Here is a 22,072-nt window from a genome sequence, read left to right on the forward strand (position 1 = left end):
ACTATAGCTGTATAATTCTTATCCGGACTCTTTTTAGGTGTGTTTTTTAATAGGAACTCAGCCTGATAATTATGTTCCTTGATTTTCCCAAGCGCCAGTACGACCGGGGAGCATACTCCCACTTCAGCTCACGAAATACCAGAGCTATGTATTCATTAAAAATTTTCACATACTCTACATACTTCTCTTCAACATTTCCACACTGCAAAAACTCAATCGGATTATATGGAATCTTCACCGTCAATCCAGTTTCTATCGAATATGGATCAATCTCCATTCCTTTTACCTTATCAAGACAGTAAACACTTAAATACCTGACATCCTCGGTCTTGATGCCTTTCAAATATCTGCCCAGCAACAATTGAAAGATCCGGGACTGATGATTAAAGCCCACCTCATTCTTTTTAGGCCTGTTAGTCATGTCCGATATAATGATTTCTTTTAGTTCCATATATTACACCTCTGTGAGTTTACCATTCTCTCCACTCTTCCGTTATGTCCCCATCCGGTTCCAAACCGGCTTCCTGCGCTTTTTCATCAATGAATTCATACAATTCTTCGCGTTCCAGCGTTTCGATGAAATAATCGAATTCTTCGTTCAACCTGTTAAATTCGGTTACTACTTCTTTTACCTTTTTCAATATTGCCTTTTCCGTCGGGGCTTTCATGGAATTGAGAGAAGAGACATATTGCTGCAATGCCTTTTCCGAAGCGACTATAGCCTCCTCGGTGAACAGATCGTCTCCTTCCGCCATCCGCGCTCTCCATAAAACAGTGGGCATTGTATTATCAGACCTTTGAATAGACATGATTTCTGCCTCTTCCTTCTTTACCGCAGTGTATTCTACCAACCGATGAGTGTAATGATTTTTCTGTGTAAAATATACATGTTCAATACTTTCACACGGATTTAAATCCCCATCAAGGACAGTAGTCCCCCAAAAGGATAGCATTCTTAATCCCGGCAATTGATTGACAAACCCTATCGAAGCTATTTCCCCACAGTCCAACATACTTAAATTTTCTAATTCTTTTACCTCTGCAATAGGAAGGAAATCCTCGATTTTTTTGCTGTTCTCAATCTCCAAAACTCTTAGGCTTTTTGATAGATATTTAATATCCTTCAAATCATTAAAGGACCTTAAATAATATAGGCCCAGCATTTCAATGCTCTCCAATCCTTCAACACCCTTTAACGACGTGATATTAGACTGGATCAACTCCAGGGATTTCAGATTCTTAAGCGTTGAAAATCGTTCAAGAGTTTTCGACTTAGGCTTGTAACCCCAAAGTCTCATTTCTTTTAAATTCCCTAGTGCTTCTATGCCTTTTGCTTTTGGCGGCAGCTTCCCATAAAACACTTCAAGTGAAGGGATTTTTTCAAAATCGATTTCCAGAGACGGTCGCGTTTCATTGATTGACAACGACTTTAGGTTTTTTAAATGGTATAGTCCTGTTACATCTTCTAAGTCTTCGCCCCCAAGGGAAACAATCTCAATGTCTGGACATTCATTTAAAAAATTCACTTGATCCAGCTCATAGCAATATCGATCTTATTAATCTGGTTTTCTTGAATATAGGCTATTGATTCCTTGATATTGTCTTCATTAATTTTCACTGATACTCCGCCGTCTTCATCAACCCGTATTCTTACGTTGCCAACCTTCAGGAATCTGACCATAATGCACCGCCTTTAAATTTCCTCAACAAGCCACTTCGTTTTCCTTCCCCGATAAGTCATTGCCACTGTTCTATCAGAAACCCATTTTAAATCACCCAAATATTGAGTAAAAACTAGTTCATGAGGTCTTTCCTGGAGAACTTTTTGGGTTTTTACCAAATCACCTGATTTATTGTCCCTGATATTCAGCATTGCACTAAAATAGTCTATATCATGGGTACAAAACACCTCTGCCATATACTTTCTGTCAGGTGAGGATTTTTGTGCCCAAACATACTCATTTACATAGTTCCGCTCTTTTATTTCAGCTGTGATCCGGTTGAAGACATCATGTTCCCATGAATACTCATTCGCAACTTTGACGATTCCCTCATCGATTTTCTTAAGAATATGCGTTTTCTTATCAAAATCGGATAAAGAAAAATATGAATCTATGTCCAGCTTTACCGAAACCTCTGTGAAACCATCTGTGGTGGTTTGTACGCCATCTCCTGGGGATTCCACACAATTGACCATTACCTTCTTTGACCTCTCAGTTGGAAAGCGGCCAAGCAAAAAAATGTATAAACTCGCGATGCACCTTACCTGGTCACGGAACAGCATTCTTTTCTGCTTCCAATTCTCTTCATAATCAATGCGTATCGCTTCATCTTCAGTAAAAGAATGCTGGTTCATTAATAATTTGATTTGATTTTCCTTTTCAATATAGGGCAAATCCAAATCGATATCTCTGAGTAAAATAACGGCCTGCCCCCTTTTTGTGTTCTTAAGCTAATGATAGCACCCGCAAGTATGTAAGAATATGTATTTTATGAACTATTTTATAACGCAAATTCCCCTTTTTCCCGGGAAATATCGACAAAAAAAGCTGGCGACCATTCGCCAGCTTTCGCTATTATCTCTTATTCAATTCCTCAACAAGCAATTTATTCACAAGCGGCGGGTTCGCCTGGCCTTTTGTAGCCTTCATGATCTGACCGACAAGGAAGCCTTTTGCTTTGTCCTTACCGCTTTTGAAATCCTCTACTGATTGCGGATTGGCATCGATGATTTCGGTAATGATCTTGAGCAGTGCGCCTTCATCAGAGATTTGGACTAGTCCTTTTTCTTTGACGATTTGCTCAGCGTTGCCGCCACTCTCGACCAATTCCTTGAAGACCTGCTTCGCGATTTTGGATGAAATTGTGCCGTTTTCGATCAGCTTGATCATCCCGGCAAGACCTTCTGGTGTCAACGCGGTTTCGTGAAGCTCTTTCGATTCAGCCTTCAGGTACGCTGAGAATTCTCCCATCAGCCAATTGGATGCCTGCTTTGGATCTGCTTCAGCTTTGACAACCGATTCAAAGAAATCAGCCATTTCCTTCGATACTGTCAAAACTTCAGCATCATAAGCTGGCAGCCCCATTTCTTCTACATAGCGCTTTTTGCGCTGATCCGGAAGCTCAGGTATTTCCGCACGGACTCTTGCCTTCCAATCTTCATCAATATAAAGATCTGGCAGATCCGGTTCAGGGAAATAGCGATAATCATCGGATCCTTCTTTTACACGCATCAGGATGGTTGTGTTGGTCGCATCATCATAGCGACGCGTTTCCTGCTGGATTTCGCGGCCTGCGAGAATTTCCTGCTCCTGGCGTTTTTCCTCATGCTCAAGCCCTTTGCGGACGAAGTTGAAAGAGTTCAGGTTTTTCAGCTCAGTTTTTGTGCCGAGTTCCTTCTGGCCGACTGGCCTGATTGAGATGTTCGCATCACAGCGGAGCGAGCCCTCTTCCATTTTACAATCCGATACGCCCGTATACTGGATGATCGACTTTAACTTTTCAAGATAGGCATAAGCTTCGTCAGGAGTGCTTATATCGGGTTCCGATACGATCTCAACAAGCGGCGTGCCCTGGCGATTGTAGTCAACGAGGGAATAGCCGCTGCCATGCGTCAGCTTGCCTGCATCCTCTTCCATGTGGATACGGGTTATGCCGATTTTCTTTTTATAACCGTTAACCTCAATCTCGATCCAGCCGTGCTCACCAATCGGTTTGTCAAACTGGGAAATCTGGTAAGCTTTCGGATTGTCCGGATAAAAATAGTTCTTCCTGTCGAACTTGGTATGCTCTGCCACTTCACAGTTCAAAGCCATCGCGGCCTTCATTGCGTAATCAACTGCCTTCTTGTTCACAACAGGCAGGACTCCTGGGTAACCAAGGTCTATGACAGTAGTATTTGTATTCGGCTCAGCACCAAAATGGTTCGGGCTCGCCGAAAAGATTTTCGAATCTGTTTTTAATTCAACATGGACCTCAAGGCCAATTACCGTTTCAAACTTCATCGTTTTCACCCCTTTACAGCTGCGGTTGTTGTTTATGGAATTCTGTTGCTTGCTCGAAAGCATGGGCAACCTTATATACTGTTCTTTCATCGAAATGGCGGCCGATGATTTGCAAGCCAAGCGGCAGCCCCTTATCAAAGCCACACGGAACTGATATGGCCGGAACGCCAGCAAGGTTAACCGGAATCGTTAATATATCGTTCGCATACATCGTCAGCGGATCTCTAGTATTTTCGCCAATTTTAAACGCCGGTGTCGGCGCAGTCGGCCCGACGATCACATCGTATTGTTCAAACACTTTTTCAAAGTCCTGCTTGATCAGCGTGCGGACCTTCTGTGCTTTTTTATAATAAGCATCATAGTAACCAGAGCTAAGCGCGAAGGTACCGAGCATGATCCGGCGTTTCACTTCCTCACCGAATCCTTCAGCACGAGTCTTTTTGTACATTTCAATTAAGTTTTCAGCGTTCGGAGTACGGTAGCCATAGCGGACACCATCAAAGCGAGCCAGGTTTGCGGATGCTTCAGATGATGACAGCAGGTAATATGTAGCTAGAGCGTATTTTGAGTGCGGCAACGAGACTTCTTCCCAAGTCGCACCCTCTTTTTCCAGTACTTTCAGAGCATCAAGCACGGAGTTGCGCACTTCTTCACTTACACCCTCACCTAGATATTCCTTCGGCACAGCAATTCTTAACCCTTTTATATCGCCAGTCAAACCGCCAACATAGTCAGGGATGTCCACTTTTGCGGAAGTCGAATCCATCTCATCATATCCAGCGATTGCGTTTAATAGGAAGGCATTGTCCTCTACATTGCGCGTAATCGGTCCGATTTGATCCAATGATGAAGCAAACGCGATCAGGCCGAATCTCGATACAAGTCCATATGTAGGCTTCATCCCAACAACCCCGCAATAAGATGCTGGCTGGCGGATGGATCCACCCGTATCAGAACCGAGGGAGAATAGCACTTCTCCAGCGGCAACGGATGCAGCGGAACCACCCGAAGAACCACCAGGAACTCGATCAAGATTCCATGGATTGAGTGTCTTTTGGAAGCCGGAGTTTTCGTTCGATGACCCCATCGCGAACTCGTCCATGTTCAGCTTGCCGATGGTCACCGTTTCAACGTGCTTCAGCTTTTGGATGACTGTCGCATCATAAATAGGATCAAATTTTTCAAGAATCTTGCTCGCTGCAGTCGTGCGCAAGCCCTTCGTGACGATATTATCCTTGATTCCAATCGGCAGTCCATATAATTTATTCACGGGGGCAGATTGAATAGCTTTGTCGTCCAAAGCTTTTGCCGCTGCCCTTGCGTTTTCTTCATCCAATGTTAAAAATGCCTGGACCTTGCCTTCTACCTCGCCAATCCGCTTGAACGATTCGTCGACCAGGTCGGAAACACTCAGGTCCCTTTTATGTAAAAGCTCATGAAGCTCCGAAATCTTATGTTCAAATAAACTCATCTCAGGCCCTCCTACTCCATAATTCCTGGCACTTTGATCTGCCCATCCTGGTGCTCAGGCGCATTCTTCAATACTTCCTCACGCGGCAGACCTTGCTGGGCACGATCCTCACGCATAACATTCTTTATTTCAAGCACATGTGCAGTCGGCTCCACATTATCCGTATCCAGCTCATTAAGCTGCTCTGCAAACGTGATGATTTTATCCAGCTGATTCGTCAGCATTTCTGCCTCTTCTTCCGTAATTGCCAATCTCGCCAGGTGCGCCACATGCTTCACCTGATCCTCCGAAATCCTTGACATAAAAGCACCTCCATTGTAAATCGTCAGACAATAATAATACTGATCATAGCAAAGTTTTACACTTTAAAGCAATACACGCCTTGCCATTTGTACCATTTTAACATGAGTGGCGAAGGATCGCAGGAAAGAACGAAACTTTAATCGAATAAATAGTTATAACCGTTTTAGGGAGGGATCATTTTGAAAAAGGCATTAGTGACGCTTAGCATCTTTTTATTAACCGCGTGCGGCGACCCTTCTCCGCTAAAATCCAATATCGAGGTAAAAATAAACGAACTGTTCGATACTAAATTTGGAGTCATTGATCAGGTGTATATTCATTCAGGAGAGAAAACACTAACTGTGTTGAATCCTGATGAATTTCTCGGTTATCTTGAAGGTGCTGAAAAAGTCGAAAGCGAAGAGAATCCATCCCAAATGAGCATAACCTTAAAAACATCAGACGGGATGAAGGAATACAGTAAAGAACAAACTTCAGAGAAACTGAGTTTTGACCCTAATCAAAACGTGATTTGCAATGAAGAATCATGTTATAAAGCTTCAGAAGAATTTACCGACCTTATTAAATCGCTTAAGTAAACTAAGAGGAGAGAGTCCTATACTTAATTTCATCTTTGACTTCATCGGAGACTTATTTGGTAGTTCAGCCCATAGTAATACCTTGAATACACAAAAAATTGACCGAAATATCGATAAGCTGAAACAGTACGAATGGTTCAAAGATATATACGAGGATGAGATGTACCGCCGTTTATTTTTTGTGAATAGGCATGTTAGAGCTTATTTGGAAAGCTCACTTCGAGTGAACAGGATGATTCGTAATGAAGATGCTCAGCAGCGTTTTTTGCGATTATTAGACAAGCAGATAAAAAGAGCGACCCGCTAACGGCCGCTCATGCTCACATTTATCTCCTGAACAACTTCGAAAAGAACCCCTTCTTCTCCTTAGCCGGTTGTGCAACCGGGCTTATTTTTTTCGAAAGATAGATATCTTCTTTGTCAATTGCATGATCATGCGCCAAAACGAGTCCCAGCTCAGAGTCATACTCCTTGTTCGTGACAATCGTAAATTCGATGTCTCTTTTTTCCGCTGCTTTAATGTATTTGGATAAATAGGTATATGATATATTGCCATTTAAAAAGAGGTGGGCCTGGGGATTTTCGTCCATGAGCTGCTCAATTTGCGGTTCGACACCTTTTTTCATCACCTGCGCCTGAGTAAGTGCGATCACTACCCTCTCGCGCAACGTTGTAAGGAATCTCCTTCTTTCATCCGGCTTCGTCTGCTTTGCTCCATGGATTCCCTGCTGCAAATAATCATCTATTTTGTTGTTGCTCATCCAATCACCTCCCTAAATCCATTACTACTATGTATGAATCTACCCAAAAGACTGTGCTAATTTAAGGTTAACCTATTTTAGACAAAAAAACCTCCTCTTCAAACCGAAGAGAAGGCCAAAAATAGGAGAATGCAAGGTGAAAAATCAACATCAACTATGGTAAACCCCCGCCCGGGCCGAAAGGCTTAGGCGGAGAGACAACCCTTAACTGGGTTCATCAAGAAGCTGTGAATTGAGCTTCTTCTGTTGAACCTTTTAGCGCAGTAGTAGAGGACGTTCCTCCGGAGATGACCATTGATACTTCATCGAAATAGCCTGTTCCGACTTCGCGCTGGTGCCTTGTTGCAGTGTAGCCATACTGTTCGCTTGCGAACTCCGCTTCCTGTAATTCAGAGTAAGCAGCCATACCGCGCTCTTTATAGCCGCGAGCCAGTTCGAACATGCCGTGGTTCAAGGCATGGAAGCCAGCAAGTGTGACGAACTGGAACTTGTAGCCCATTTTGCCAAGCTCGACCTGGAACTTTGCGATCGTTTTGTCATCCAGCTTCTTTTTCCAGTTGAATGATGGCGAGCAGTTGTAAGCAAGCAGCTTTCCAGGATACTTCGCATGGATTGCTTCAGCAAAGCGGCGCGCTTCATCCAGATCCGGCTCGGATGTTTCACACCAAACCAGGTCAGCATATGGAGCATAAGCCAAGCCACGGGCAATCGCCTGGTCAAGACCTGGTTTCACGCGGAAGAATCCCTCAGGAGTTCTTTCGCCCGTGATGAAAGGAGCATCATAAGGATCCACATCGCTCGTGATCAAATCCGCTGCATTCGCATCCGTACGGGCAACAATCAGGGTTGGCGTGCCCATTACGTCAGCTGCAAGGCGTGCTGCAATCAGGTTGCGTACAGCGGTTTGCGTTGGAAGAAGAACCTTACCGCCAAGGTGTCCGCACTTCTTCTCAGAGGAAAGTTGATCTTCAAAGTGGACGCCTGCCGCGCCAGCTTCGATCATGCCCTTCATCAGCTCGAATACGTTCAGCTGACCGCCAAAACCGGCCTCAGCGTCAGCGACGATCGGTGCGAACCAATCGATTGAGTTGTCGCCCTCAGAATGAGTAATCTGGTCCGCTCTCTGAAGAGCCTGATTGATTCGCTTCACAACTGCAGGAACACTGTTCGCAGGATACAAGCTCTGGTCTGGATACATGTTTCCGGAGAGGTTCGCATCAGCCGCAACCTGCCAGCCGCTCAAGTAGATCGCCTTCAGGCCTGCTTTTACCTGCTGGACTGCCTGGTTTCCTGTCAATGCGCCAAGGGCGTTGACGAAATCTTCTTCATGCACAAGCTTCCACAGCTTTTCCGCGCCACGGCGGGCAAGTGTATATTCAATATCGATTGATCCGCGCAGTTTAATGACCTCTTCCGCCGTATACGTCCTTTCCACTCCAGCCCATCTGCTATCCAATTCCCAGCTTTCCTGCAATTGCTTTACACGATCTTGTGTCATTATCTGTTCCTCCTAATGTTTGGTTTTTAATAAACTTTTAAACTATCAATCTATTAAGCCAGCGCTCGATAACCTGGCAATGTTAGAAACTCAACAAATTCATCATTTAAAATTAGTTCATCGAACAACTCTACCGCCTGATTGAAGCTACCTTTTTCAAAAGCTGGTTCGCCGACTTCTTGCTTGATTTTCTCAAGTTCCTCTTCTTTTAGCTGCTGATACATTTCAACAGTGACTTTGCGGCCATCATCGAGAACGCCTTTCTCATGACGGATCCACTGCCACAGCTGGGCACGTGAAATTTCCGCTGTTGCAGCATCCTCCATCAGGTTATGGATTGGAGCAGCGCCGCGGCCATTCAGCCAGGAAGCAACGTACTGGATGCCGACATTGATGTTCATCCGTACGCCAGCTTCTGTTATAGTCCCTTCTGGTACAGCCAGCAGGTCTTCACCTTTTACCTCGATATCCAACTGTTTACCTGAATTGATTTGGTTTGGTTCTGGCATTTCCTGGTTGAATGCTTCAAGTGCAACAGGCACCAATCCTGGGTGTGCTACCCATGTCCCATCATGTCCATCGCGTGCTTCACGCTCTTTATCGGCCCGCACTTTTGCGAAGGCTTCATCGTTTGCCACAGGGTCATTTTTGATCGGAATCTGCGCGGCCATCCCGCCCATTGCCGGTGCTTTGCGGCGGTGGCAAGTCTGGATTGTCAGCAGCGAGTATGATCTCATGAACGGAACCGTCATCGTCACCTGCGAACGATCCGGTAAAATCACATCATCTTGGCTGCGAAGTTTTTTCAAATAGCTGAAGATATAATCCCATCTGCCGCAATTTAGACCGGCAGAGTGCTCTTTCAGTTCATATAGAATTTCATTCATTTCGAATGAAGCAAGAATCGTTTCAATCAAAACAGTTGCTTTAATCGTTCCCTGTGGAATTGCTAGTTCATCCTGTGCAAAAACGAACACATCATTCCAAAGGCGTGCTTCGAGGTGGCTCTCCATTTTCGGAAGATAAAAGTATGGTCCTGTTCCTTGCTCCACAAGTTTGTTCGCGTTATGGAAAAAGTACATCGCGAAATCGAATAAGCTTCCTGAAATCGGTTTGCCATCGAGCAATACATGCTTTTCTTCTAGGTGCCAGCCTCTTGGGCGAACCATTAAAACAGCCGTTTCTTCCCTAAGTTCGTATTTTTTTCCGTTTGGATTTTCAAATGAAATCGTCCGGTTGACCGCATCTCTTAAATTGATCTGCCCGCCTACGATGCTTTCCCATGTCGGTGATGTTGAATCTTCACAGTCAGCCATGAAAACCTTCGCTCCGGAATTAAGCGCATTGATGATCATCTTCCTGTCAGTCGGACCAGTGATCTCCACTCGTCGATCCTGCAGGTCTTTGGGAAGCGGTGCGATCGTCCAGTCACTCTCACGGATGTGCTTCGTCTCCGGCAAGAAACCAGGCAGCTTCCCTGCATTGATTTCCTCCTGGCGCTTTTCACGTGCTGCCAGCAATTCTACCCTGCGTTTTCCGAAGCGCCTTTCAAGCTGTTCTACAAAGTTTAAAGCCTCAGGTGTCAAAATTTCTTCGTATCCAGTTTTCATGCTGCCCACTATTTCAATTCCTGTAGTTTGTGTCGACATAAACTGTCTTCACCCCTTTGTTATAGTACAGTATCAATAACTCTAATATGTATTATATAACAGAGATTTTAGATTGCAACTGATTTGCTAAATTTTTCTGAAAAATTTTTAAGATTGAGGAATTTGCCCTAGACACAAAGAGACCATCTTTCAGGATAAAAAGAGTCTGGAGGTTCGGTATATCAAGGTTTAGAGTTTTGATATTTTCTTCATGTACAGCCAAATCTTTAAGGTGGAAAAGAACTACCGAGAACAAGGTATTGTATCCAAGTGTCATTTTGAAAGCCTCTGCTTTTACCCAAACTGATGTTCCCTTGCTAAAACGGTAAATGGAAACACTCTGCTTTTACCCAAATTGCAGTTCCTTTGCAAAAACGGTAAATGGAAATACTCTGCTTTTACCCAAATTGCAGTCCCTTTGAAAAAACGGTAAAAGGAAACACTCTGCTTTTACCCAAATTGCAGTTCCCTTGCCAAAACGGTAAAAGGAAACCTTCTGCTCTTACCCAAATTGCAGTTCCCTTGCCAAAACGGTAAAAGGAAACCTTCTGCTTTTACCCAAATTGCAGTTCCCTTGCCAAAACGGTAAATGGAATGCCTCTGCTTTTACCCAAATTGCAGTTCCCTTGCTAAAACGGTAAAAGGAAATACTCTGCTTTTACCCAAATTGCAATTCCCTTGCCAAAACGGTAAAAGGAAACCTTCTGCTTTTACCCAAATTGCAGTTCTTTTGCCAAAACGGTAAAAGGAAACCTTCTGCTTTTACCCAAATTGCAGTTCCTTTGCAAAAAAGGTAAAAGGAATGCCTTTGCTTTTACCCAAATTGCAGTTCCTTTGCAAAAACGGTAAATGGAAACACTCTGCTTTTACCCAAATTGCTGTTCCTTTGCAAAAACGGTAAATGGAAACACTCTGCTTTTATCCAAATTGCAGTTCCCTTGCCAAAACGGTAAATGGAATGCCTCTGCTTTTACCCAAATTGCAGTTCCCTTGCCAAAACGGTAAAAGGAAACCTTCTGCTTTTACCCAAATTGCAGTTCTTTTGCCAAAACGGTAAAAGGAACGTCTCTGCTTTGGCAAAAGTAACTTCATCCAAAATTGATCACACACAAAAAATCCCCTTCTCAAAACGAGAAGGGGATTCCAAGTCTGTATTAGTACATTTCAGAAGTAGTCTTAGCTTGCATGTGAAGAAGCAGATAGTCTGGTCCGCCAGCTTTTGAATCTGTTCCTGACATGTTGAAGCCGCCGAATGGCTGGTAACCAACGATTGCGCCTGTGCAGCCGCGGTTGAAGTAAAGGTTTCCGACATGGAAATCTTCACGGGCTTTCTGGATGTTTTCGCGGTTTCTTGTGATAACCGCTCCAGTCAGGCCGTATTCAGTGTTGTTCGCGATTTCAAGCGCGTGGTCAAAGTCCTTCGCTTTTGCGAAAGCAACAACTGGTCCGAAGATTTCTTCCTGCATGATTCTTGCATTCGGATCAAGGTCAGCGAAGATTGTTGGCTTGATGAAGTAGCCTTTTGAGCTGTCTCCTTCGCCGCCAGTCATCAAACGGCCTTCTTCCTTGCCGATTTCGATGTAGCTCATGATCTTGTCGAACGCACCCTTGTCATTTACAGGGCCCATGAATGTGCTTTGATCTGTTGGATCATCAAGCTTAAGCTCGTTTGTAAGCTCCACTACGCGGTTAAGAACCTGGTCATATACATCCTCAACGATGACTGCACGTGAGCATGCAGAACACTTTTGTCCTGAGAAGCCGAAAGCAGAAGCCGTGATCGCTTGAGCAGCTAATTCAAGATCAGCATCTTTGTCGACAACCATCGTGTCTTTTCCGCCCATTTCAGCGATGACGCGCTTAAGCCAGATTTGGCCTTCGCTTAATTTTGAAGCGCGCTCGTAAATGCGCAGACCCACATCACGTGAACCTGTGAAGCTTACGAAGCGAGTGTCTTTATGGTCAACAAGGTAGTCGCCCACTTCAGCGCCGCTTCCTGGCACGAAGTTAAGAACGCCAGCAGGAAGACCTGCTTCTTCCATCACTTCAACAAACTTAGCAGCAACTACAGGAGTTGTAGAAGCCGGCTTTAGTAGAACTGTGTTACCAGTAACGATTGCTGCTACAGTTGTACCAGCCATGATCGCTAATGGGAAGTTCCATGGTGAAATAACGATTCCCACTCCAAGAGGAATGTAATCATAACGGTTATATTCATTTGGACGGCTGTTTACTGGCATACCGTCTTTGATTTTTAGCATTTGGCGGGCATAGTACTCAAGGAAGTCGATTGCTTCAGCTGTATCAGCATCTGCCTCGTTCCATGGCTTACCTGCTTCTTTTGTTAAAAGTGCTGAGAACTCATGCTTGCGGCGGCGAATGATCGCAGCAGCCTTGAATAAAACGTCTGCACGTGTTTCAGGCTTCACTTTTTTCCAAGTCTTGAACGCTTCCACTGCAGCCTGCATAGCCTTTTCAGCAAGGTCGCGGTTTGCTTTGGAAACGCGTCCAATAACTTCTTCAGTATTGGATGGGTTGTAAGATACAATCTTGTCTTCAGTCGAGATTCTCTCTCCGCCAATCACCAAGTCGTAATCCTGGCCGAGATAGCCTTCTACTGTCTTCAAACCTGTCAGGTATCCTTCACGGTGTTCCTCATCTTTAAAATTCGTGAAAGGCTCGTGTTTGTATGGCTGAACCATTCCTATCCCCTCCTATGTATTAAAACGTTTACATCCTTACCCATTCTATCATGAGAGTCTCAAAGTGTTCAATGGCAACGTACTAGCAAGTATTGGATTGAGAATTTTCTTATTTTTCAGTATGGAAATGTTGTATTTCCACTCTTTTTTACCTTGTCTATAAATCACTTCAGTTTCTGTTCTGCTTCGGCTTCGGCTTCTTCAATTAATTCGCTGATTACCTTGTCTGGATGATCAAGTGCTTTCCTTCCTGCAAGGTAAGGGAACAGATTTTTAATATCCTCTGCATAAAGACTTCCGTCTCTTGGCAGCGTATGACTTATCACTTCAAATGAATCTTTGCTTTGGTCAATCTTCAGTACCATCGGAACGGACATGCCTGTGCCCTGCTCAATTCCAGTGCCTTCTTTGTAGTATTCCTGGATGAGTGCCCATAAGTAAAGTTCACCTTTGTTTTCATCCGACCCCAGTATTTCATAGGCACTGAAAATCTCTCCGCCAAAATTGGGTGACATCACTTCCTGGCGGATGTACCTTTCAATCTCCTGTTTATCTTTTTCTGTGACAGCGATTGATCCAGATTGCGAACAACCTGCCAATAATAAAATGAGAAGCATACCTCCTAAGGACCATAGCCGCAACATTGATTCCCCCTTAAACCAATTTTCTAATTAAGACGATTCGTAAAGACTGTTAGATACAGTCTTAAGCATTAAATTATGGCAATAGATTTAAACACGCAAACCGCTTAGAGACCGTAATCCAGATTTCCTCGTCACTTCAGGCACATATTCTTATGCTAAAAATGGTTCCATCTCTCCAGCAGCAATAAAAAAAGCAAAGAGCCGCTCGGCTCTTTGCTTTTTTACTGATAAATATGCACAAACGGTTCATCCTGGTCAGGTTTCTTGACGATTAGTGCTTCCTGTCCCATGACGGATGAGATGCTGACTTGTACGGATACGTAGTTCGGGAAATGCTCCATGACGAGTCCGGTTGCGTATTGGGTGAATCCAATGGCTTCAGCTTTTCCGTAGAACTGGATCGGGATGTTGATGTTGATTTCCTGAAGCTGGCCATCCAGGTAAAAGCCTTTTCCGACGACGCCATTGAAGTTAGGGAAATACTCTTCTACGTCCTGTTTGAAGTTCTGGAAGAAGGTTAAGTCATCTCTGTGTTCCTTCTCTGCTTTCTCTGAAGGGAAGAGGATATAATCTTCTTTTACATCCTTCCAGCTCCCGATGTTGCTGCTTCCCTGGGAAACCTCAGCATAGGAGAAGAAGCTCCCTGGTACGACCGAAGACCTGCTTTCCTGTTCAAACAATCCGATTGTGATTGGCACATCTTTCAGTTCTTTGATTCCTCTTAGCCTGCTCACGACTTCCTGGGCAATCTTTTTCCCTTCTGCCTCAAGGACGGAACGGGGAATGTTTTTTTCATAGACAGCGCCATATGCTTGTTCCTGGTAATAATGGACTGAGTTAAGCGCCAGCCCAATTGCCACGCCGCCGAGCTGGTATGTCCCCTTTTCCCCTGATTGGACAAGGTAGTTGTGTTCCAGGATATGGGCAAGATAAATAGGATTCTTCTTATTACGGTCGTGGACGTCCCCTTTGCCGGAGTCAAGCGGATTCAAGCCGATGTTATCGTCTTTTTTCAACTTTTCTTCCTTAAGCTGGTCCTCTGTGAATTTCCTGTTCAGCCACAATCCCACTGTCCTGCTGTCAAGATACTGCCCTTCCTTGAACACGTATTTGTCAGTGGAATATGAGTTTTGCGCAATACGCATTAAACCTGTCTCGAACTCAGTGATGTCGTAGCGCGTGTTTAAATTGTTAACGACCATGCCACGGGCTTCCCCTGGCTCAAATGGCATGATAGTCCGGTAATATTCGTCCGAAATTTTGTATTTCGGGATAATCGCTTTTTCTTTTGTGTCATCATCCTTCTTTTGGACGACCTCTTCCTGCTTTTGAAAATTAGGCGCACAGGCCGTCAGCAAAAGGACAAGCGATAGAGCGACCATTGAGAGCTTCCTCATGGCGTTTACACCTCTTACTTATTTAATTCTTCAAGCATTCTCTCCTCGTTCCACACTTCAATCCCTAGGCTTTCTGCTTTTGTCAGTTTCGATCCGGCATCTTCACCGGCAATAACCAAATCGGTCTTCTTGCTTACGCTGCCGGCTACGTTGCCGCCGAGCGCCTCGATTTTTTCCTTCGCTTCGTTCCTTGACAATTGCTCAAGCTTCCCTGTCAGGACGACTGTTTTACCTGCGAAAAATGAATCAGAGTCTTCAACAGAGACCTTTCTTGGTCCCTTGTATTCCAAATTGACGCCAACAGCTTTTAGCTCAGAAATTAATTCCTTTACTTCATCACTGTCAAAATACGTTACGACAGAATCGGCCATTTTATCGCCAATCTCGTTGATTGCCGTCAATTCATCACGCGAAGCCTGCATCAGCTGGTCCATCGTTCCGAATTCCTGGGCAAGTGTTTTTGCAGCTTTCGCGCCGACAAGGCGGATGCCCAGGCCGAACATTAGCTTTTCAAGCGAATTCGCTTTGGATGTTTCAATTGCAGACAGCAGGTTGTTGACTGACTTTTCACCCATTCGCTCTAGGGCCAGCAGCTGCTCGCGAGTCAGCTTATAAATATCGGCTACATCCTTAATCAGCTTTTCTGCAAATAGCTGGCTGACGACTCTTTCCCCGAGTCCGTCGATGTTCATCGCATCGCGGGATACGAAATGGATCAAGCCTTCCCTGATCTGTGCAGGGCACTTAGGATTGATACAGCGGAGTGCGACTTCTCCTTCGATCCTTACGAGCTCGCTTTCACATTCAGGGCAATGGGTCGGCATCTGGAATTCTACTTCATCACCGGTCCTTTGCTCCGCAAGAACGTTTACGACCTCCGGAATGATGTCGCCGGCTTTCTTGACGACGACTTTATCGCCGATTTTAATGTCTTTTTCACGGATTAAATCTTCATTGTGAAGCGAAGCTCGTCCAACCGTTGTTCCAGCTACCTGAACCGGTTCAAGAATCGCTGTAGGTGTAACGACACCCGTCCGGCCGACACTTAATTCAATGTCCTTTAATGTAGTAACAACTTCTTCAGCAGGGAACTTGTAGGCGATTGCCCAGCGAGGGCTTTTTGCCGTTGTGCCAAGCTCAGCCTGCTGGTCTAGTGAATCAACCTTAATGACAATGCCGTCGATGTCGTATGGAAGGTTCGGACGCTTTTCGACCCAGCCATTCACATACTCGATGACACCTTCAATGTCTGCAACTTTGCGGCGTTCTTTATTTGTCTTAAATCCAAGCCTCTCTAGGAAATCTAATCCCTCGCTGTGGGAATCAATCCCCGTATCGCCGATATTGGCAATTCCATAAAGGAATACATCCAAGTTCCTTGATGCTGCAATTTTAGGGTCGAGCTGACGCAATGAGCCTGCTGCAGCATTGCGCGGATTGGCAAACGGCTCTTCTTCTCTTTCTTTTCTTGCTTTATTCAATGCTTCAAACGATTTCTTCGGCATGAATGCTTCGCCCCGCACCTCTAGGGAGACTGGCTCCTTCAGGCGGATTGGCAATGAACGGATTGTCCTAAGGTTAGATGAAATATCCTCACCTGTCGTCCCATCGCCGCGCGTGGCCCCGCGGACAAACATTCCATCCTCATAAATGAGCGAAACTGCAAGTCCATCGATTTTCAGCTCGCATACATAAGAGACATTATCGCCAACACCCTGACGCACCCGGCGGTCAAAGTCACGGAGATCCTGCTCGCCAAAGGCATTGCCAAGACTCAACATCGGAATGGCATGCTGCACCTTGTTGAACATCGTTAAAATCTCGCCGCCGACACGCAGGGTAGGTGAATCCGGGGTCTGCAGTTCCGGGAATTGCTCCTCGATTTCAATCAGTTCTCTCAACAGCCGGTCGTATTCCGCATCAGGAACTGACGGCTGGTCAAGCACATGATATTCATAACTATATTGATTAAGCAGATTTTGCAAATCCTTGGCTTTTTTTTCAGCGCTCTGAAAATCCATAAATCCAGCCCTTTCATAAATGAGGTGAATAAGCTAATGCCTGTCATTAAGGCTGAGCTAAATTAAACTGTTGATTTCCGCTCCCATCAACAGAGACCCTAAAATCAACAATGTCTTTAGCATAGCCAACATTAAAAGAGAATTAAGCCTTTGTAATCGGCGCAAATTTTGCCAGCAATCGTTTGATTCCTGTTGGACTTGGGAACGCGATATCAAGCTCCAATCCTTCGCCGGAGCCTTTTACGCTGACTACTGTGCCTGTTCCCCACTTGCCGTGCTGTGCTTTGTCCCCAACCTTCCAGCTGATTTCCTCGCCGCCGCTTGTTGCCGCGACCGGGCGGGATACCGCTCCTCGCTGAGGCAATGGCTGTCTTGTTGAAGTGGCTGGTCTGGCACCGCCGCTTAGCGGTGATGGCCTCTTTGGTTTCGGAGCTGCATCTTCAATCAGTTCTGCAGGGATTTCCTTGATGAACCTTGATTCCGGGTTCATATTTGTGCGGCCGAACAATGTACGCATCTGGGCATTCGTGATAAACAGCTCTTCCTCAGCACGTGTAATTCCCACATAAGCCAGACGGCGCTCTTCCTCCATCTCCATCTCTTCCATCAATGAACGGCTGTGCGGGAATACTCCCTCTTCCAACCCAATCAAGAAGACGACTGGAAACTCAAGACCTTTCGCGGAGTGGAGCGTCATCAACGTGACAACATCCGTCTTCTTCTGGCCGTCATCATCAAGACGGTCAATGTCGGCTACCAGCGCCAAGTCAGTCAGGAATGCGACAAGGGTTTTATCTTCACTGCTTTCTTCAAAGCTGTTCGTTACGGTTAAAAATTCATCCAAGTTCTCAAGGCGGCTCTGGCTTTCAAGCGATTTTTCCGCTTTAAGCATTTCACGGTAACCGGACTTATCCAGGACTTCTTCAACTAGCTCAGTCACAGACAGGTATTCCTGCTGGCGTGTGTAATTCGCAATCAAGTTGCGGAATTCTACCGCTGCCTTTTCTGCCTTCGGGCTCAGTCCGATCATTTCGATCGTTTCGAGCGCCTGGAACATCGACAGGTCATGCATCGTTGCGAAATTGGCAATCTTATCGATCGATGTCGAGCCGATTGCGCGCTTCGGTACGTTGATAACTCTCTGCAAGCTGATATCATCATCAGGGTTTGAAATCAAACGAAGGTAGGCAAGGATGTCCTTGATTTCCTTCCTGTCATAGAACTTGATGCCGCCAACGATTGTGTAATCGATGTTCGACTTCAGGAACGATTCCTCGATGACACGCGACTGGGCATTCGTTCTGTATAAAATGGCGATATCGGAGAGCTTGCGGCCATTGCGCATCTGCTCCTGGATTTTACCAATGACGAACTGGGCCTCTCCCTGTTCGCTGTCCGCACGGTAATACATGATCTTGTTGCCTTCAGCGTTTTCAGTCCAAAGGTTCTTGGGCTTACGGTTCATATTGTTCTGAATGACCATATTCGCCGCCAGCAAAATCTTCTTCGTTGAACGATAATTTTGCTCAAGCAAGATGACACTTGCTCTCGGATAATCCTTTTCAAATGAAAGAATGTTCGCGATGTCCGCACCCCTCCAGCGGTAAATCGACTGGTCCGAGTCACCGACAACACATAGGTTCTGGAACCTTTGCGCAAGAAGTTTTACAAGCATATATTGCGCCCTGTTCGTATCCTGGTACTCATCGACGTGGATATACTGGAACTTGCGCTGGTAAAATTCAAGCACTTCCGGCACACGCATGAACAGCGTAATGGTTGTCATGATCAGGTCATCGAAATCAAGCGCATTATTTTTGCGCAGCCTGCGCTGGTACTCTTCGTACACATCGCTGACCTTCTGCGAAAAATAATCGCCCGCTGTTTTCGCGTATTCCTCCGGTGTGATCAATTCGTTTTTTGCTGAGCTGATCGTTCCAAGAATCGCACGCGGATCGAACTTCTTTGGATCCATATTCTTATCTTTAAGGATCGACTTGATGACCGATTGCTGGTCGGTCGAGTCAAGGATTGTGAAGTTGCGGCTGTACCCAAGACGGTCAATATCCCTGCGCAAGATCCGCACACACATCGAGTGGAACGTCGAAATCCAGATATCATCTGCCGCGCCGCCCATCATCCTCTGGATCCTCTCGCGCATCTCGCGCGCTGCTTTATTCGTGAACGTAATCGCCAGGATGTTATAAGGATTTATCCCTTTTTCCACCATTAAATACGCAATCCTGTGTGTAAGTACTCTCGTTTTTCCCGATCCAGCTCCCGCCATGAGCAACAAAGGCCCGTCCAATGTCTTGACAGCCTTCTGCTGCTCCGGGTTCAAGCCATTCAATAATTTATCCGTTAAAAATTGCACATTCTCCACCACCATATACAAACATTTGTTCTTATTTTATCTCAAAACAAAGGGACACACAACTTTGTCCATCATCTTAATTTTTCGCTGCTGTTACCGTCTTCACTGCTTCATCAAGATTGCTGTAAACGACGTTGCCTACTACGATGACATCTGCATATTCAGCCATTTCCGCTGCCTGCTGTGCCGTTTCAATACCCCCGCCATAAAAGAGGACAGTTTTTTCGAGGACACTTTTAGCTGCCTCGACATACTCAGGATTGCCATAAGTGCCGCTGTATTCTAAATAGAAGATGGGCAGATTGAACATTTTTTCCGCCATCATTGCGTAGGCTCTGACATCATCGATGGAAAGCTCCGTCTTCGCTTCAGTCAGCTTGGCCGCCTTGCAATCAGGGTTGAGGATGCAATAGCCCTCCATCTTCATTTCGTCCCAGTCCATCAGGTCGCCATACTCCTTGACCGCATCATGATGCAGGCCGGTGATCCATTGCGGATTTCCGCTGTTCAGGACCGTCGGGATAAAATAAAAATCGAATCCGGGTGTGATCGAATCGATCGTCGAAACCTCGAGAATGCATGGAACCGTGTAACGGCGAACTCGGGACATTAAATCAAGGACTCCTTCGAGAGTGACTCCATCCGTTCCCCCTACCATGATCGCGTCGGTTCCAGACTCGCAAATTCTATCAAGTTCTTCATCAGTTATCTCTTTATTTGGATCGAGTTTGAACACATGTCTCCACTCGCGAACGTCGTACATCCTTGAATTGCCCCCATTCTATCTTTCCATTCCACCATTATAGCATTTGTTGCTTATATACAAAAAGGAAACATAAGGTTGCGGGAGCGGAAAAAAGCGTCCCAATGCCGGGAACGCCTTTAACAAAAATTTATAAGTCTCGATGCTCGTATTGCTCAGTGAACAATCTTGAAAATACATAAAAACTGACGCCACTAACGATTAATGCCAGATAGATTGGCTCAAGTCCGAAGAAGCTGATATGGCCTTTTTCCCCAAGATAAACGGTAAGACTTCCCAGGAAAAGTGATGCAAGACTTCCTGCCGGGCTCGCTTTCTCCCAAACATGACCTAGTACATAAGGAATGAAGGCTCCGCCCGCTCTTAATGTAAAAGAAAACATTAGTAATGTGATAATATCTGAAACATTCCAGATTGCCGTCAGCAAGCTGAAGGCAGATACGACATACATTGTATAACGAACCACTTTTAACAGAGATTTATCGGGAGCATTCTTATTAATATATTGGTGGTAAATATCATTTGTAAAAATAGATCCCGCCGCTAATAGATTACTTGATGCACTCGACATCGTCGCTGAAATTAATGCAGCAAACAGGATACCGGTAACGACATCAGGTAAAACCTCCATCGCCAAGACCGGTAATGCATACTGAGCGCCTCTTTCCATCAGCATCGTCCCGTCAATCGTTCCGTTCTGGACCATTCCATACATGAACAACCCGATCACCGCAGGGATAAATGCGAATAGCACATAAACAAAAGATGTTATATAAGATGCTTGTTTTGCAGCCTTGCCGTCTTTAGCAGAATAGTAGCGCTGGACTGCTTCCTGGCCGACAGTGAATGAAGCAATGTACATGACAATCAGCGACAAGATTGTCCCCCAGCCGGCTCCATCGACAAGGCTCCATTTCGCCTCTGGAATACTGGCTGTCACCTGCTCAAATCCGCCGCCAGCCTCAAGCGTGAATGGAATGATCAATGCCATTCCGACAATGATGAAAATCCATTGAACCACATCGGTGTAAACCACACTGTACATGCCGCCCATTACGCTGTATAACGTGACGACCACTGTGACGATTATGACCGAAACTGTGTAACTCCAGCCAGTCATAACGGAAAGAATCGTTGCTGAAGCGATGAACTGCACCGCCGTCAACCCGACCATCGGCAACAGCATGATGATCGACGTAATCAGAGAGTTCGCTTCTCCATACCTCCTGCGGAAATACTCCGGTACCGTTTTAACAGCAGCCTCTCTTAACATCGGCGCCAGGAAAGCAAGAACAATGAACGCAATCGCCATCGTGATGACATACCATACTGCAGAAAGCCCCCAATCTCCATACGCTTTTTCAACAACGCCGAGAGAGGAACCGCCGCCGACCTCAGTCGCAGCCAGGCTTCCCGCCAGCAGCCACGGTCCCATTTTGCGTCCCGCAACAAGGAAATCTTCATTGTCACTGATTTTTTTCGAGGATATGTATCCAATCCACACCATGATTCCTAAATAAATAACTACTATTGCAATTACCGTCAGACTAGCCCCCATCAACTCACTCCAAATCTTTTCTATTTACCTACCCCCTACCCTTAAAAGTTAGCAATTAAGCAAGAAACCCATGAAAATTTCACGGAATAAACAAGCGATAGCGCGAAAATGCTTTAAGGTTGAACTTCCGAATTGATTTTAGCTCTATCTGAATAAGGATTATTGCGAAATTGAACTTTTTTATAGCGAAAAATTGGATTTTATAGCGAAAATAACTTTTTTATAGGTTCCGTCAAGAATTATGTGTAAGCATCCATACTCCATGAGTTATATTTGGAGGGGTAGTCAGGCAGCCGAGGCTGCCTGACTACCCCTTTTTGGCCATTGTATATCGTTGGTCAAACATTTT

18 protein-coding genes are annotated in these 22,072 nt (G+C 45.2%); 1 reads left to right on the forward strand and 17 read right to left on the reverse strand.

Going from position 1 to position 22,072, the window contains the following annotated elements; translation table 11 throughout:
* Nucleotides 1-46: 46 nt before the first annotated feature.
* The 7 genes from M3204_RS19155 to gatC form a co-directional block, all read right to left on the reverse strand.
* Nucleotides 47-451 (reverse strand): hypothetical protein, encoded by a 405-nt coding sequence (locus M3204_RS19155; RefSeq protein WP_251486249.1) that lies wholly within the window; start codon nucleotides 449-451, stop codon nucleotides 47-49.
* Between the two features lie 19 nt (nucleotides 452-470).
* A complete protein-coding gene (locus M3204_RS19160; protein WP_251486262.1) occupies nucleotides 471-1,526 on the reverse strand; it encodes a hypothetical protein in 1,056 nt (351 codons plus the stop codon).
* Nucleotides 1,523-1,681 (reverse strand): hypothetical protein, encoded by a 159-nt coding sequence (locus M3204_RS19165; protein WP_251486265.1) that lies wholly within the window; start codon nucleotides 1,679-1,681, stop codon nucleotides 1,523-1,525. The genes M3204_RS19160 and M3204_RS19165 overlap by 4 nt, the downstream gene beginning before the upstream one ends.
* 12 nt (nucleotides 1,682-1,693) lie before the next feature.
* Nucleotides 1,694-2,401 (reverse strand): hypothetical protein, encoded by a 708-nt coding sequence (locus M3204_RS19170; protein ID WP_251486267.1) that lies wholly within the window; start codon nucleotides 2,399-2,401, stop codon nucleotides 1,694-1,696.
* A 175-nt stretch (nucleotides 2,402-2,576) separates the two neighbouring features.
* The gene (gene gatB / locus M3204_RS19175; RefSeq protein ID WP_251486270.1) at nucleotides 2,577-4,004 is read right to left on the reverse strand and encodes an Asp-tRNA(Asn)/Glu-tRNA(Gln) amidotransferase subunit GatB; all 1,428 of its coding nucleotides are present in this window, start codon (nucleotides 4,002-4,004) and stop codon (nucleotides 2,577-2,579) included.
* A gap of 13 nt (nucleotides 4,005-4,017) precedes the next feature.
* The gene (gene gatA / locus M3204_RS19180) at nucleotides 4,018-5,475 is read right to left on the reverse strand and encodes an Asp-tRNA(Asn)/Glu-tRNA(Gln) amidotransferase subunit GatA (protein WP_251486273.1); all 1,458 of its coding nucleotides are present in this window, start codon (nucleotides 5,473-5,475) and stop codon (nucleotides 4,018-4,020) included.
* An 11-nt stretch (nucleotides 5,476-5,486) separates the two neighbouring features.
* The gene (gene gatC / locus M3204_RS19185; protein WP_251486276.1) at nucleotides 5,487-5,777 is read right to left on the reverse strand and encodes an Asp-tRNA(Asn)/Glu-tRNA(Gln) amidotransferase subunit GatC; all 291 of its coding nucleotides are present in this window, start codon (nucleotides 5,775-5,777) and stop codon (nucleotides 5,487-5,489) included.
* Between the two features lie 180 nt (nucleotides 5,778-5,957).
* On the opposite strand from gatC, the gene M3204_RS19190 reads away from it, so the two are divergent.
* Nucleotides 5,958-6,356: a hypothetical protein gene (locus M3204_RS19190; protein ID WP_251486279.1), complete on the forward strand. Its 399-nt coding sequence runs from the start codon at nucleotides 5,958-5,960 to the stop codon at nucleotides 6,354-6,356.
* Nucleotides 6,357-6,682: 326 nt separating this feature from the next.
* Here M3204_RS19190 and M3204_RS19195 read toward each other — a convergent pair whose 3' ends face one another.
* The 10 genes from M3204_RS19195 to M3204_RS19240 form a co-directional block, all read right to left on the reverse strand.
* Nucleotides 6,683-7,117 (reverse strand): YueI family protein, encoded by a 435-nt coding sequence (locus M3204_RS19195; protein WP_251486281.1) that lies wholly within the window; start codon nucleotides 7,115-7,117, stop codon nucleotides 6,683-6,685.
* A gap of 217 nt (nucleotides 7,118-7,334) precedes the next feature.
* Complete coding sequence (aceA, locus tag M3204_RS19200; protein WP_251486284.1) at nucleotides 7,335-8,615, reverse strand: isocitrate lyase; 1,281 nt, start codon at nucleotides 8,613-8,615, stop codon at nucleotides 7,335-7,337.
* A gap of 53 nt (nucleotides 8,616-8,668) precedes the next feature.
* A complete protein-coding gene (gene aceB, locus M3204_RS19205; RefSeq protein WP_251486287.1) occupies nucleotides 8,669-10,264 on the reverse strand; it encodes a malate synthase A in 1,596 nt (531 codons plus the stop codon).
* 1,154 nt (nucleotides 10,265-11,418) lie between these two features.
* The gene (pruA, locus tag M3204_RS19210) at nucleotides 11,419-12,966 is read right to left on the reverse strand and encodes an L-glutamate gamma-semialdehyde dehydrogenase (RefSeq protein WP_251486291.1); all 1,548 of its coding nucleotides are present in this window, start codon (nucleotides 12,964-12,966) and stop codon (nucleotides 11,419-11,421) included.
* Nucleotides 12,967-13,130: 164 nt separating this feature from the next.
* On the reverse strand, nucleotides 13,131-13,610 hold the full coding sequence (locus tag M3204_RS19215) for a hypothetical protein (RefSeq protein WP_251486294.1): 480 nt from the start codon (nucleotides 13,608-13,610) through the stop codon (nucleotides 13,131-13,133).
* A gap of 221 nt (nucleotides 13,611-13,831) precedes the next feature.
* On the reverse strand, nucleotides 13,832-15,007 hold the full coding sequence (locus M3204_RS19220; protein ID WP_251486297.1) for a CamS family sex pheromone protein: 1,176 nt from the start codon (nucleotides 15,005-15,007) through the stop codon (nucleotides 13,832-13,834).
* A gap of 14 nt (nucleotides 15,008-15,021) precedes the next feature.
* Entirely contained in the window at nucleotides 15,022-17,028 is a 2,007-nt protein-coding gene (ligA, locus tag M3204_RS19225; RefSeq protein WP_251486299.1) for an NAD-dependent DNA ligase LigA, read from the reverse strand.
* A 142-nt stretch (nucleotides 17,029-17,170) separates the two neighbouring features.
* On the reverse strand, nucleotides 17,171-19,402 hold the full coding sequence (gene pcrA, locus M3204_RS19230) for a DNA helicase PcrA (RefSeq protein WP_251486302.1): 2,232 nt from the start codon (nucleotides 19,400-19,402) through the stop codon (nucleotides 17,171-17,173).
* A 76-nt stretch (nucleotides 19,403-19,478) separates the two neighbouring features.
* Entirely contained in the window at nucleotides 19,479-20,165 is a 687-nt protein-coding gene (locus M3204_RS19235) for a heptaprenylglyceryl phosphate synthase (RefSeq protein WP_251486305.1), read from the reverse strand.
* Nucleotides 20,166-20,295: 130 nt separating this feature from the next.
* Nucleotides 20,296-21,723 (reverse strand): sodium:solute symporter family protein, encoded by a 1,428-nt coding sequence (locus M3204_RS19240; RefSeq protein WP_251486309.1) that lies wholly within the window; start codon nucleotides 21,721-21,723, stop codon nucleotides 20,296-20,298.
* Nucleotides 21,724-22,072 lie beyond the last annotated feature (349 nt).

It is taken from the genome of Mesobacillus subterraneus, from assembly GCF_023715485.1.
Classification (GTDB): domain Bacteria; phylum Bacillota; class Bacilli; order Bacillales; family Cytobacillaceae; genus Mesobacillus; species Mesobacillus subterraneus_B.